Source organism: Edwardsiella sp. A.80236 (assembly GCF_044540725.1).
GTDB lineage: Bacteria > Pseudomonadota > Gammaproteobacteria > Enterobacterales > Enterobacteriaceae > Edwardsiella > Edwardsiella tarda.
This window is the reverse complement of sequence record NZ_JBIUCY010000070.1, coordinates 1-722: the sequence shown is the minus strand read 5'-3', so window position 1 is coordinate 722 and position 722 is coordinate 1. Positions and strand designations below refer to the sequence as shown.

The window sequence follows — 722 nt, the reverse complement described above, 5'->3', positions numbered from 1 at the left end:
CAGATAGGGACCGAACTGTCTCACGACGTTCTAAACCCAGCTCGCGTACCACTTTAAATGGCGAACAGCCATACCCTTGGGACCTACTTCAGCCCCAGGATGTGATGAGCCGACATCGAGGTGCCAAACACCGCCGTCGATATGAACTCTTGGGCGGTATCAGCCTGTTATCCCCGGAGTACCTTTTATCCGTTGAGCGATGGCCCTTCCATTCAGAACCACCGGATCACTAAGACCTGCTTTCGCACCTGCTCGAGCCGTCACTCTCGCAGTCAAGCTAGCTTATGCCTTTGCACTAACCTCCTGATGTCCGACCAGGATTAGCTAACCTTCGTGCTCCTCCGTTACTCTTTGGGAGGAGACCGCCCCAGTCAAACTACCCACCAGACACTGTCCCTATCCCGGATTACGGGACCAGGTTAGAACATCAAACATTAAAGGGTGGTATTTCAAGGTCGGCTCCATGCAGACTGGCGTCCACACTTCAAAGCCTCCCACCTATCCTACACATCAAGGTTCAATGTTCAGTGTCAAGCTATAGTAAAGGTTCACGGGGTCTTTCCGTCTTGCCGCGGGTACACTGCATCTTCACAGCGAGTTCAATTTCACTGAGTCTCGGGTGGAGACAGCCTGGCCATCATTACGCCATTCGTGCAGGTCGGAACTTACCCGACAAGGAATTTCGCTACCTTAGGACCGTTATAGTTACGGCCGCCGTTTAC

At 52.8% G+C, this 722-nt stretch carries 1 rRNA gene; it reads right to left on the bottom strand.

Going from position 1 to position 722, the window contains the following annotated elements:
- Positions 1–722 (bottom strand): 23S ribosomal RNA (locus tag ACEQFP_RS17520); the annotation flags it as partial.